Annotated in this window: 11 protein-coding genes and 1 pseudogene; 6 read left to right on the top strand and 6 right to left on the bottom strand. The window is 65.7% G+C overall.

What is annotated here, in order from left to right; genetic code table 11:
• Positions 1–705: 705 nt before the first annotated feature.
• On the bottom strand, positions 706–2220 hold the full coding sequence (locus OG716_RS14125; protein WP_405138083.1) for a DUF222 domain-containing protein: 1515 nt from the start codon (positions 2218–2220) through the stop codon (positions 706–708).
• Positions 2221–2557: 337 nt separating this feature from the next.
• Here OG716_RS14125 and OG716_RS14120 point away from each other — a divergent pair, with 337 nt between their 5' ends.
• From OG716_RS14120 to OG716_RS14095, 6 genes are all read left to right on the top strand, one after another.
• Positions 2558–2731 carry a hypothetical protein gene (locus tag OG716_RS14120; protein WP_327146223.1) on the top strand — a complete coding sequence of 58 codons (174 nt, stop codon included), beginning with the start codon at positions 2558–2560 and terminating at the stop codon, positions 2729–2731.
• Positions 2732–2735: 4 nt separating this feature from the next.
• A complete protein-coding gene (locus OG716_RS14115) occupies positions 2736–3524 on the top strand; it encodes a helical backbone metal receptor (protein ID WP_405138082.1) in 789 nt (262 codons plus the stop codon).
• A gap of 154 nt (positions 3525–3678) precedes the next feature.
• Entirely contained in the window at positions 3679–6693 is a 3015-nt protein-coding gene (locus OG716_RS14110) for an alpha-mannosidase (RefSeq protein WP_405138081.1), read from the top strand.
• A gap of 147 nt (positions 6694–6840) precedes the next feature.
• On the top strand, positions 6841–7848 hold the full coding sequence (locus tag OG716_RS14105; RefSeq protein ID WP_405138080.1) for an LLM class flavin-dependent oxidoreductase: 1008 nt from the start codon (positions 6841–6843) through the stop codon (positions 7846–7848).
• Positions 7849–7944: 96 nt separating this feature from the next.
• Complete coding sequence (locus tag OG716_RS14100; protein WP_405138079.1) at positions 7945–8685, top strand: SDR family oxidoreductase; 741 nt, start codon at positions 7945–7947, stop codon at positions 8683–8685.
• Positions 8686–8802: 117 nt separating this feature from the next.
• Positions 8803–9129 carry a helix-turn-helix domain-containing protein gene (locus OG716_RS14095; protein ID WP_405138078.1) on the top strand — a complete coding sequence of 109 codons (327 nt, stop codon included), beginning with the start codon at positions 8803–8805 and terminating at the stop codon, positions 9127–9129.
• A 61-nt stretch (positions 9130–9190) separates the two neighbouring features.
• Here OG716_RS14095 and OG716_RS14090 read toward each other — a convergent pair whose 3' ends face one another.
• From OG716_RS14090 to OG716_RS14070, 5 genes and pseudogenes are all read right to left on the bottom strand, one after another.
• Positions 9191–10027, bottom strand: coding sequence for a dienelactone hydrolase family protein (locus tag OG716_RS14090; RefSeq protein ID WP_405138077.1), 837 nt, complete (start codon positions 10025–10027; stop codon positions 9191–9193).
• Between the two features lie 2 nt (positions 10028–10029).
• Positions 10030–10638: a TetR/AcrR family transcriptional regulator gene (locus OG716_RS14085; RefSeq protein ID WP_405138076.1), complete on the bottom strand. Its 609-nt coding sequence runs from the start codon at positions 10636–10638 to the stop codon at positions 10030–10032.
• 8 nt (positions 10639–10646) lie between these two features.
• Entirely contained in the window at positions 10647–11054 is a 408-nt protein-coding gene (locus OG716_RS14080) for a hypothetical protein (protein ID WP_405140318.1), read from the bottom strand.
• A gap of 55 nt (positions 11055–11109) precedes the next feature.
• A pseudogene (locus tag OG716_RS14075) lies at positions 11110–11298 on the bottom strand (maleylpyruvate isomerase N-terminal domain-containing protein); the annotation flags it as partial.
• A gap of 191 nt (positions 11299–11489) precedes the next feature.
• A complete protein-coding gene (locus OG716_RS14070) occupies positions 11490–11951 on the bottom strand; it encodes a hypothetical protein (RefSeq protein WP_405138075.1) in 462 nt (153 codons plus the stop codon).
• Positions 11952–12003 lie beyond the last annotated feature (52 nt).

Raw genomic sequence — 12003 nt, 5'->3', positions numbered from 1 at the left:
CAACGGTTATCAGGTCTATGCCGCGTAGGCACCTGCTGTGCGGTCGGAGAGAGGGCCTGTGCAGTGCCTGCTTCGGGGGGATTCGAGGCCGAGGTAGGCCGGTGCACCTGGGTTGCTTGCGCCGAGGGGCGGTGGTGGGTTTCTGGGTGCGGGCAGGGCCCGAGATGGCCGTGCTGGTGACGTGGGGTGGGGTACCCGGTTGACCTTCCGGGCCGAGGAGATACCTGCGGTACCAGCGGGGTCGACCGGCTGTGGTCCGGTTTCACAGACACCCAACGAAAAGACAAGAGCCGAAAGACAAGGACACCTGGAAACAAGGGATCGAAGAACAGAACCCGGAAGGCCACGTCGGGCAGCGGCCTACAGCAGGAGCGGGATCAGGCCGACAGGGGCAGCGGCAGCGGCGGCAGCGGCGGCAGCGGCAGCGGCGGCAGCGGCGGCAGCGGCAGCGGCGGCAGCGGCGGCAGCGGCAGCGGCAGGGGCAGGGATGACTCGCGGTCTGGCGTGGTGGTGTGGTGGGCGGGCAGATTCGGTGGTGGCCCTCGGTGGTGTTGCCGCCCTGCGGGTACACGTCCGGGGCGGGGAAACCTGTTGTCGCGGTGGGGTTGTCATTGTTCGGCGAGCGAACCGGCCTGAAAGCCGATGCGGCAACGACCTCTAGCACCGACAGGAACAACCTGTCGGCGACACCAGAGGCCGGGGGACCTATTGTCGTGCCGGGGGTGTGGAGGTCCGGCGGGCCGAGCGGTCCCGAACCGGTTGCGGGCGCACCGGATTGCAGTAGTTGCGAGGGCCCATCGAGGGCGGAGCCTCGGTCAACAACTCCTCGGGATGGTGCAGGTGATTGACCCGTGGCGTCCGGGTCGGGTCCACATGCGCCGGGGCGATCCACGCCGTCCGGCCCGGGAAGTCCGAATCCGCACCGAGTTTGATGGTCTTCCACCCACGTGGCCCGTCTTTGACCAGGGCGTGGCAGTGATCGCACGCCAAGGTCAGGTTCTCGATGTCGGTGGGGCCGCCCTTGCTGAACTCGGTCACATGATGGGCCGCGGCCATACTCGCCGGAGCGCTGCAACCCGGGCGGGTGCACCCGCGTTCGGTGGCGATCAACGCCAACCGTTGTGCCGGGTTCGCCAACCGGATTTCCCCGATATGCAACGGCATCCCGTTCTTGTTCTTCACGAGCACGAACGTCTTGCAGTGGCGGGCCATCAACCGGAGGGCGTTCTCGACCGGGACCTGCCCACCGGTGGCGGTGGTGGCCACCCCCGCAGCGCGTTCGACATCCTCGATGCTCATGGTCATGATCGTGGAGACCGGCAGCCCACGGTGCGATCCCAGCTTGGCGGGGTTGAAGTCCGGGTGCAACACCGCCAGCAGGGCGTCGTGCTGGCGTTGGGCCTTGCTGCGCTCGTCCCGGGCCGCGCAGGCTTCCAGCACGTCTCGGGGTACCGGGTTGTCCTCGTCCTCGGCCCACGGGCTTTCCTTGTCGGCCGGGTTGCACATCCCCGGACGCGCGAGCTTGGCCATGACAGCATCGAAAGCCGAGCGGGCGTCGGGGGTGAGCTCGACCGTGAGGGTGGACATCAGGTCGTAGCGTTGCGGGCTCAGAACCGCGCTGCGCTGGTTCTGCCGGTCCGCGTCCTCGGTGAGCTTGCCGTCGGGGTCCAGGAAACCCAGGATCATCTCCCCGATCCTCGGCAGATGTGTCGGATCCAGGGCGCGCGCCTGGAAGGCGAGTTGCTTCTCGGCGTAGGCGCGGGCTTCGGGCGCGACCTTGCCGGGCAGCCGGTTCATGACCTGCCGGATGACCCGCACGTGATCGAGGGAGATCGCCCCCTCGTCGAGGGCTTGGGCCGCGTTCGGCAGGACCGGCGCCGGATCCGCGTCCGCGTCGTCACCGACGCGGTGCCACACCGCGAGATCCTCCGCGCTACGCCACCGGTTGATCGCATCCCCGTGCGAGATATGCAGCACCGATTGCAAATACAGGGCCGGACTACCCGAACCGTTGAGGGCAGGCAATGACCGGGCGCAGGCTTGCACGATCAGATCCCGTTGCACCGACGCCAACCGGCGAGTGCAGGTCTCGATCTGCTGCATCAACGCCACAATGTCGGTGTCCGGCAAAGGGATCAACGACAGGTTGGTGAGGGATTCGACCGCAGCGGCCAGTGCGGCTGCACCGGTCGTGATTGCGGATTCTCCCCCTGATTCCATGCCTCTATTCTACTCCCGGAAAACAGACCCGGAAAGGCGAATTCCGTTGTGATATAAGCCTATTCAGAATACTCGGATTTTATCTTTCAGCTCTTCTTGTTTTGCTTCTTCTTGTCCCGGCTTCTTTGCTCTTATCAGTGGAAATGAGGGCGGAGGTGTGGGGTTTGGTGGGCGATGTCAGGCGGGCCTCGATTATCGGTGTCTCTTGGTGCGAGTCCTCCGGCGATAACACGTCTTCAGGTAGTGCGCGCTGTGGCTGAACGGACTGTTCGGTTGTAGGTGAGCGAGTGGCGGCCGGGGGCTGAGAGGTCGGGGTTGCTCGTCTAGGCTGGCGGTTATGGACCCGAACATCTTGTCGGTGTACACAGGTTTGGTGGTCGGCGTGGCCGTGGATACCGTTTACGGGATTCTGGTTGCTGTCTCGCCGGTTGTCGGTGACCCCTTCGGGGTGGTGGCGCATCCGGAGTGTGTGCTGGGGGCGCTGTCAGCCGGCACGTTCTGTACCGGGTGAGGGTGTGGCTGCCGCGGAGGCGCTCGATGATCTCGGTGCCGTTGTGCGGCTGCGGCGGCCGGTGCGGCGTGTTGTATCGCTGGTGCCGTCGCTGACCGAGGCTATTGCGGTGAGCTGCCCGGATCTGTTGGTCGGTGCAACCGAGTGGTGTACGCATCCTCCGGAATTGGCGGTCGAGCGGGTTCGGGGGACGAAGAATCCGAATGTTCGGCGGATTGTCGAGATCGCTCCGGATCTGGTGGTGTGCAATCAGGAGGAGAATCGGCGGATCGATGTCGAGCGGCTTCGGGGTGCCGGTATTGCGGTGTGGGTGACCAGGATTCGGACGGTGGAGGAAGCGTTCACATCCATGGACCGCCTCTTCACCGTGGGCCTCGACGCCGGGATGCCGGACTGGTTGGGGCAGGCCGAGGCGAGCTGGGCGCCACCGCCGCCGAAAACGCTACGTAATGCGGTGATTCCGGTGTGGCGGGATCCGTGGATGGTTGTCGGGCGGGATACCTTCACGGGTGATCTAGCGCGGCGGCTCGGATTGCGACTCGTCCACGCCGATCTGCCGGAGCGGTATCCGACGGTGTCCACTCAGGAGTTGGTGGCGACCGTCGATCTTGCCGTGCTTCCGGACGAGCCCTATGTATTCACCGAAACCGATGGCCCGGAAGCCTTTCCAGGCATAGCGGTGGCATTGGTCGAGGGCCGCCACCTCACCTGGTACGGCCCCTCATTGGTCACCGCCCGCGAGTCGCTGACCGATCGATTGGCAGAGGCCGACGTACGGCCGCACCGAAATTAGCTTGCCGACCCCCGGCCGACTCTGCGAACGATGCCATACCGCCTCTCGAGCGGCAGGCCGCGCGTTCGATCCGCGCCGGGGGCACTGAAATCACCCATCGTTGCCGCAGAATGGGCCCTAGGTAGTGGCCGCCGCTTCGATGGGAGCTAGCGCTGTGCATGATGACCGTCGTTTGATCGAGAGTCGGCTCGGACGGGTGCTGGGGGAACGGATCGTTCCGGCGATTTATCCGGAGTCGATGCCGCTCAGGGCATCCATGTGGGTTGCGCCGGATGAGCCGGTGCCGGTGGCGGAGGGGTTGGCCGGGCCGCGGACCGGGGTCGCGTCGGGGGACCGGTGGGGTGCGCCCTGGGGGACGAGTTGGTTGACGGTGGAGGGGACGGTTCCCGCGGCGTGGGCGGGTAAGACTGTCGAGGCGATCATCGATCTCGGGTTCGATCGGAATATGACTGGGTTTCAGTGCGAGGGGCTGGTTTATCGGGCGGATGGGTCGCCGGTCAAGGGGTTGCATCCGCGCAATCAGTGGGTGCGGATCGCGGCGCCCGCGGTCGGTGGGGAGGAGGTGGTGCTGCATGTCGAGGCGGCGTCCAACCCGATCATTCCGTTCTTTTCGCCGACCGCCCTGGGCGACAGGCTCACCGCCGGTGGAGAGCCGCAGTATCGGCTGGGGCGGATGGACCTCGCGATCTTCGACGCGCAGGTCTGGCAATTGGTGATGGATCTGGAAGTGCTCGGCGAGCTGATGCACGAGATGCCCGAGGACCCGGCCCGGCGCTACGACATTGTCCGGGCGATCGAGCGCGCGCTGGACGCCATCGATCTGCAAGATGTGAACTCGACCGCCGAGGCTGCGCGCGAATGTCTGGCCGAGGTGCTGGCCGCGCCGGCGATAGCGTCGGCGCACACGATTTCCGCTGTCGGACATGCGCATATCGATACGGCCTGGTTGTGGCCGCTGCGGGAAACGGTGCGCAAGGTCGCGCGCACCACCGCGAATATGACCGCGCTGCTGGCAGACGAACCCGACTTCATCTTCACGATGTCCCAAGCCGCCCAATACGACTTCCTGAAACAGCATCGGCCCGAGGTCTACGAGCAGGTCAAGAAGGCGGTGTGGGACGGCCGGTTCGTGCCCGCCGGCGGGATGTGGGTGGAGTCGGATACGAATATGCCGGGCTCGGAGGCGATGGCGCGGCAGTTCGTATACGGGAAGCGGTTCTTCCTGGAGGAGTTCGGGATCGAGAACAAGGAGGCGTGGCTACCGGACACGTTCGGATTCGCCGCGGGACTGCCGCAGATCATCAAGGCGGCAGGGGCCAAATGGCTGTTGACACAGAAGATCTCATGGAGCGCGGTCAATCAGTTCCCGCACCACACTTTCCTGTGGGAGGGCATCGACGGGACCCGCGTCTTCACCCACTTTCCGCCGGTCGACACCTACAACTGCTCGATGCAGGGCAGTGAGATCGCGCATGCCGCAAGGAATTTCAAAGACAAGGGCCGTGCCTCGATGTCACTGGCGCCCACCGGGTGGGGCGACGGCGGTGGCGGCACCACGCGGGAGATGGTCGCCAAGGCCGCCAGGATGAAGAACCTCGAAGGCTCGCCGAAAGTGCTGTGGGACAAGCCCGCCGACTTCTTCGCCAAGGCCGAGGCCGAGTATGCGAACCCACCGGTGTGGGTGGGAGAGCTGTATCTGGAATTGCATCGCGCCACCTTGACCAGCCAGGCGAAGACCAAGCAGGGCAACCGTCGCAGCGAGCACCTGCTGCGGGAAGCCGAGCTGTGGACCGCCACCGCGGCGGTGCGCAAGAACGCCGAATACCCTCGCGCGGACTTGGACCGTCTCTGGAAGACGGTGCTACTGCACCAGTTCCACGATATTCTGCCGGGCTCGGCGATCGCCTGGGTGTATTGCGAGGCCGCACAGACGTACGCGGCGGTGACGCGGGAGCTGACCGAGATCATCGAGCGGGCCCAATGGGTGCTCGGCGGTGAGCGGGCGGGACCGAACGGCTTCAATTCCACGCCGCATACCTGGCAATCGGTACCGGCCGGGGCGGCCGCTGTCCCGGAGCAGTCCGGCTCGTGCTCGGTGACCGCACGTGCCGAGGGCGGCTTCGTCCTCGAAAACGGTGTGCTGCGAGTCGAAATCGATGTGCGCGGGCTTGTCGTATCGGTCTTCGACCTCGCCCACCAGCGTGAGACATTGCCGCCGGAATCGGCCGCGAACCTGCTGCAGTTGCATCCGGACCTGCCGAACTCGTGGGATGCCTGGGACGTCGACCGTTTCTACCGGAACCGGGTCACCGACCTCGTCGAGGTGGATTTCCTTGCGGCAGGACCGGATTCGACCGAATCCGCCGTGGTACGGGTCGGCCGGTCGTTCGGGTCCTCGAAGGTCGAGCAGACCCTGTCGCTGCGAGCGGGCGCACGTGGCCTCGATATCGACACCGGCGTCGACTGGCACGAGACCGAGAAATTCCTCAAACTCGCGTTCCCCCTGGACATTCACGCCGACCGCTACGCCTCCGAAACCCAGTTCGGGCATATGTTCCGGCCGACCCACACCAATACCAGCTGGGAGTACGCGAAGTTCGAAGCCTGCAATCACCGGTTCGTGCACGTCGCCGAGCCGGGCTGGGGTGTGGCGCTGGTCAACGATTCGACCTACGGCCACGATGTCACCCGCACGGTCCGGGCCGATGGCGGGACCACCACGACGGTGCGGGCGTCGCTTGTACGGGCGCCGCGGTTTCCCGATCCGCAGACCGACCATGGCACGCACACCTTCCGGCACTCGCTCATTCCGGGCGCCTCGATCGGCGATGCGGTGTGTGCGGGCTACCGCATCAACCTCGCTCCGATCACGCCGACCGTTGCCGAGGCGGTCGCGCCGCTGTTCACCATCGACAACCGCGCAGTGGTGACCAGCGCCGTCAAGCTCGCCGACGACGGTAGCGGCGATGTGGTGCTCCGCGTGTATGAAGCCGAGGGCGGCCGGGTCTCGGCCCTTGTCACCCTCGGATTCGATACCTCCCGATTGCAGGTTTGCGATCTGCTGGAGCGGCCGACAGAAAGCGATTCGTCCGCAGTTCTGGACGGTTCGGCAGTGCGGCTGCAGCTGCGCCCTTTCCAGCTGGTCACCCTCCGGTTCTCCCGTGTCTGACCTGGCGAATCGCGTCGAAGTCATGAATCTCACCGCTCTGGTCGGGCGGCCTCGGGCATAAGTTCGGCGGTTCGAGGATTGTGAAAGGAGGCGGGTGTTTGTCGCCCGCCACCGAACTTGCCGATTTCTCTGAAAGCTGGTGCTCGTATGCCCATCGCACTGTCCCTTCTCGACTTGGCGTCGATCGCGCCCGGGCAGACCGCGCGTGACAGCTTCGACAACAGCGTCAAGTTGGCGCAGGCCGCGGAGCGCAGTGGGCATCGCCGGGTCTGGTACGCCGAGCACCACAATATGAGCTCGATCGCCTCCAGTGCGACGAGCGTTCTCATCGGCTATGTGGCGGCGCATACCGACACCATTCGGCTCGGAGCCGGCGGCATCATGCTGCCCAATCACTCGCCGCTGGTGATCGCCGAGCAGTTCGGCACGCTGGAGACGCTGTTCCCCGGTCGCATCGACCTGGGTCTGGGCCGCGCGCCGGGTAGCGATCAGAAGACCATGCTGGCCCTGCGCCGCAATCCCGCCTCGGCGGATTCGTTCCCGCAGGATGTGCTGGAACTGCAGGGTTACCTGTCGGGTCATTCGCGCATCCCGGGCGTCAAGGCTGTGCCGCGCGCGGAAGGCATTGTGCCGCTGTACATTCTGGGCTCGTCGCTGTTCGGCGCTCAGCTCGCCGCGCATCTCGGCCTGCCGTACGCCTTCGCGTCGCACTTCTCGCCCGATGCCCTGCACCAGGCGGTTCGCGCCTACCGTGACGGGTTCCAGCCGTCCGAGCAGCTGGCCGAGCCGTACGTCATGGCCGGGGTCAATGTCTTCACCGCCGACGATCACGACCAGGCCGCGGAGCAGAAGACCATCTCCTACCGGGCGCGCACCCGGGCATTCATCAAGCGCAGCGCGGCCGGGGTCGATTACACCGATGACGAGATCGACGCCTTCCTGGCCTCGCCGAACGGACACCAGCTGGCATCGATGACCAAGTACACCGCGGTCGGCACGCCCGCCGAAGTTGTTGCGTACCTGGAGGATTTCGCCGCCGGCATCCAGGCGGACGAACTCATCCTCGCCCACCACGCGCACCGCATCGCGGACCGCGTCCACTCCGTGGAACTCACCGGCCAGGCGATGGCCGCCCGGGAGCCCGCCACCCGCTGAGTGCACCTCGAGAGGGGGACTGTCACTCCCTTCCTGACCGGGCCGTTCGGCGTGACCATTCTGATGTACCCGTCATCGGACAGGAAGCAGGCAGGCATGGACATCAGCGAGCGCACCGTTCTCATCGTCGGAGGGACCTCCGGGATCGGGCTCGGGCTGGCCCGTCGCTTTGTCGCGGCGGGCAGCAGGGTCATTGTCGGAGGGCGCAATACCGGCAGGGTTGACGATCTCGAGACGGTCGAGATCGACGTTGCCGACCCCGACTCCATCTTTCGTGCCCGCGACGAGGTCCTCGCGCGACATCCCGGCCTCGATGTCGTGGTGACGATGTCGGGCGTCATGCTCGTCGAGGACCTGCGCGACCCCGCCCACATCACCCAGGCGGAGACCACCATCGCGATCAATCTCCTCGGAACCATCCGGGTGATCGATGCCTTCACCCCGCATCTGATCGAGCGCGGTGGCGGCAACATCATCACGGTTACGTCCGGCATCGCCTTCCTTCCGTTCCCGCTCATGCCCACCTATGCCGCGTCGAAGGCAGGAGTGCACGCATACACCGAATCGCTTCGGGCGCAGCTCGCGGGCACGGGTGTCGAGGTCACCGAGCTCATTCCGCCCGCTGTCGCGACGGCCGGCCAGGAGAAGATCAACCCCGCCGCGCTGCCGCTGGATGGCTTCCTCGATGAGGTCACCGAACTCCTCAGCGAGAATCCCACCTCGAACGAGATCCTGGTCAAGGGCGTTCTCATGCATCGGTGGGCAGAACGCGACGGCACCTATGCCGAACTCGTCGAGCGCCGCTCCCGGTCCCTCAGCACCCTGCCCGGACGCTGACGGACCCTCGGAGACCTAACTCAGCACTCGTCGCAGGTAGGCGGTTCGCGCCGCGCACGTCCAGAGGCTCACCGGAATTGACGGTCCCGCCGACTGCGATACGAGGACCTCGGTGGGATGGGCATTATCGCCGAGCGGATCTCGCCGGCGGATGCACAGGTCGACGATGTGCTGGCGATTCGAGCGGCGCGGGACCAGATCCCCGGTGCGCTACCGACCCTCACGGCCTTCTCCGAACATGACAGCCTGCGTGCGGGGGCGGCGCTGTATCTCCATCACTCCACATTGCAGGCCCGAATTCCGCGCCTCGCAACAGTTCTCGGCTATCGGCCCGATACGGCGCTCGGCCGCCATCGCTTGCACATCGCCCTGGCTCTGAACCGGATCACCTCAACGGGCTACTGCCCTAGCGCGCCTCGGCGCGGTCGCCAGGGCCAGCTATAAGACCTCGGCGTGGTGTCCAGGGCCAGCATTACAGCGGCAGTGTGATCTCCAGGGTGAGCCATTACGACCTCGTCTCGGTCTCCGGGCTCAGGCGGTGCTGAAAGAAGGCGAGAATTTCATCGCGGGCGGCGATGGTCGGCTGGCCTGCCTCATCGATCAGGTGGGCGGTGACAACGCTGTGCGGACTCGCGACGTGCACCGAAAAGAACGGCGCCGTTTCGGGATTGGCCGCATGGTCGGGGAGGACGCGGCCGACGAATCGGTCGCCCAGGGCCTCCTGGTAGGCGGCGAAACGCTGGGCGCGGCAGAACGTGTCGCCCGCGAATCGGTAGGCGAGCACCGTGAGGTCGTCCTTCTCGAGCCGATTGCGTACGGCGGCAAGCTCATCGGGGGGACTCTCCAGACCCGCCGGGTTATCCATCGGCAGCGTCGGCTGGGAAAGTACGGGGGCGAGCACGGCGGGTTCGAGCATCATGGACAGTGCGAAATTGCCGGTGAAGCACATGCCGATCGCGCCTACGCCCGGACCGCCGCATTCATCCAGGGCCAGCCGTGCGAGTGCTCGCAACCAACTGGTGACGGGACTGGACTCGGCTGCGGCGAAGGCTCGGAATTCGGCACTGACACAGGCCTTTCGGAATATCGCCGCACCTTCGTCCGCGGTGGCGACGACGCCGTCCCGGCCGAACAGTGACGGCATGTAGACGGCGAACCCGGCATCCCGTACCCAGCGGCTGAAACGAGCGACATGCGGGCTGATGCCCGGCATCTCCGTCATGACGATCACGGCCGGGCCGGATCCGGCGATATACACCCGCTTCGTGACGTTTTCGAGGGTGATCTCACGAATGGTGAAGTCCGACAACGCATCATCGGCGGACATATTCTGCTGCGTCATCGTCAGACTTCCTGGATTCCGTTCGTGAGCGCGGTGAGTACGGGGAGAAGTAGTGCCGACAAGGTGCGGCGCTGGCGTTCGGCGGGCCACGATTGCGGCTCCAGCGTGGCCCGGGTGCCGACTCCGTCGATCGCCGCGAGGACCGAATCCGCGAAGACACCCAATTCCCGCGGTGCGGATGTGCCCTGAAGCGTCGAGAGCCGTCGCGTAATGCGCTCGACGATCTCCTCGTAGTAGCGGCGATGCACGGCGGCGAGGCGCTCATCGGTCATCGCCCGCCCCCAGAAGGCCAGCCACACCCGCCATTCGCCGAGCCCCCGCGCATCCAGGGGAAGGTATCCGCAGAACAGCTCGATGCAGCTCACCAGGCCGATCGGTACATCGGTCGAAGGCGCGGGCCGCTCGAGCATGCGCCGGACAACCTCCGACAGCGCGGCTTCCAGCACCGCGTCCTTACCGTCGAAATAGTGCGTGACCGCACCGGTCGTGACCTTCGCGGCCGCCGCCACATCCCGCAGCCGCGCCCCGTCGATCCCGGCCTTGTCGATCACCGCGACGGCGGCAGCCGCGATCGTCCGCCGCTGCTCGGCAAAGTCGACCTGTTTTGGCATAACGGTGATTATGTATCAAACGCGCCAGGTCGCCAAGTCCTCGGTAGCCACCGGCTGCACCAGGGATTTCTGCCCATCAGCCGCAGCAGCCGGTCCTGCCGCGTCCCGGCACCGACATTCGCAGGGGCGGCGAAGAACCGGTGGGAAGTGTCCACGGACGTCGGCATTTCGGAGAGTCCGGCATAGATCTCCTCGAGATTGTCGTCGATCCATCCGATCATGTCGGTGTCGAGTAGCTCCTCGGCACCGATGGACCGAGCCAAATCCCAAGTGTGAATGACAGTATCGGTGGTTCGCACCGCCAGAGCCTGTCGGCCGGACGCTTTCCCCATCGGGTAGTCGACAATCTGATCCAAAACCCCAGGCGCCGTAAACACCTCCCTGCTTTCGCGCACCGATGCGACGTACGCGGACACCCGGATCATCACCTAGCGCGTCGACGTCCCGCATACGCAGGAATTCCTCGCGGCCGCCCCCGCTCACAAGCTGAACGTAGCTGAGGTTCCCCCGAACCATATGGTTCACCAACTGCCGCACATTCCACTCCGCACACGGCGTCGGCCCCACCCGCTGACCAGCCCCTACCTCCCGCAGCCTCCACTCGAATTCCGCGCTGGCCGACACGAACCGGTCAACGATTCCATCGAAAGCCTCACCCATACAACAAGTCTGTCCGCCACCCACACCTGATACGCGCGGATATCGGACGCGGCATTGCACGCGGAGGGTCAGTGTGCGAGGGCCACCCACATCGGCAGCAGCAGAAGCGCTTTCACCGAGGTCTTGATGACCACCGATGCGGCGAGGTCGGCGTCGGTGGCGTAGTTCAGCTGGACGGTAGAAGCGTGCGGTCAGTGTGCGATGAAGACGCCCTGGGCTCCTGTGCTGGCTATGACGGTCGATCCTTGGGAAAGGTTGGCTGTGACGGTGCCGCCGGAATCGGTGGGGAGGGCGCGGCCGGGGGCGACCAGACGGCCTGACCAGTTGTGGGGGGCGCCGTCGCAGGTGACGAGGACCGAGCCGTCGAGCTGGACGGCGATCGGGCCGCCGATGCCGCCTTGGAACATCTGTTCCAGGGAGCCGTTCACGATAGTGACGCCGGCGGTGCCGCCTCCTGCGCAGGTGGCGGAGCCGTTGATGGTCAAGGTGGTGACGTTGTAGCTCATCTGCCGGTCGACGGAGATGGAAGCCGGTGGCTGTGCGGAGGCGAAGGCGGAGGTGATGCTCAGGCAGCCGGTGGCTGCGATGAGAACCGCGGTTCGGGCGGGGTGGCGGGTGTGGAGCATGGCGTTCTCCTGTCGATGCATGATCACAAGATGCCTGTAGTTAGATCATCCCCGCATTCTCGGCCGGTGGTACCGGTTG

Origin of the sequence: Nocardia sp. NBC_01388, from assembly GCF_045040085.1 — a bacterium.
In the GTDB taxonomy this organism is placed as follows: Bacteria; Actinomycetota; Actinomycetes; order Mycobacteriales; family Mycobacteriaceae; genus Nocardia.
Note: the sequence above shows the minus strand (reverse complement) of the source record. Positions and strands in the feature narration are given on the sequence as shown.

Coding starts and splice junctions, on each gene's coding strand:
- OG716_RS14090 (WP_405138077.1), bottom strand. CDS start 10,027: ATGACGCAGCAGAATATGTCCGCCGATGATGCGTTGTCGGACTTCACC.
- OG716_RS14105 (WP_405138080.1), top strand. CDS start 6,841: ATGCCCATCGCACTGTCCCTTCTCGACTTGGCGTCGATCGCGCCCGGG.
- OG716_RS14120 (WP_327146223.1), top strand. CDS start 2,558: ATGGACCCGAACATCTTGTCGGTGTACACAGGTTTGGTGGTCGGCGTG.
- OG716_RS14095 (WP_405138078.1), top strand. CDS start 8,803: ATGGGCATTATCGCCGAGCGGATCTCGCCGGCGGATGCACAGGTCGAC.
- OG716_RS14100 (WP_405138079.1), top strand. CDS start 7,945: ATGGACATCAGCGAGCGCACCGTTCTCATCGTCGGAGGGACCTCCGGG.
- OG716_RS14125 (WP_405138083.1), bottom strand. CDS start 2,220: ATGGAATCAGGGGGAGAATCCGCAATCACGACCGGTGCAGCCGCACTG.
- OG716_RS14085 (WP_405138076.1), bottom strand. CDS start 10,638: ATGCCAAAACAGGTCGACTTTGCCGAGCAGCGGCGGACGATCGCGGCT.